Source organism: Flagellimonas marinaquae (genome assembly GCF_003992675.1).
Classification (GTDB): Bacteria; Bacteroidota; Bacteroidia; order Flavobacteriales; family Flavobacteriaceae; genus Flagellimonas; species Flagellimonas marinaquae.
Window position 1 is genome coordinate 96,199 of record NZ_RZMZ01000014.1, and the last position, 207, is coordinate 96,405.

The 207-nt window shown below is 50.7% G+C and carries 1 protein-coding gene; it reads right to left on the minus strand.

Annotated elements, in window-relative coordinates; translation table 11 throughout:
* Positions 1–207 (minus strand): hypothetical protein (locus tag EO130_RS15445; RefSeq protein WP_164732905.1); only part of this gene is annotated, 207 nt, incomplete at both ends.

Below are 207 nucleotides of genomic sequence, written 5' to 3' on the forward strand. Positions count from 1 at the left end.
CGTTGGTCAAATCACCGAAGTCACCTGAAAAGTCATCCGTGCTGTCCGTGTCCAGATTTGCTGGAAGATTGGTCAAATCGCCAAAATCTCCACTGAAACCGGATAGGTCAAAATCGTTGCCGTTCGGTGTTACCGTCACCGTTCCGTCGGTGGAAGTGATGGCCTGTAATTCGTTTGCAGGGTCGTTGTCCGCATCGTCCACATTGT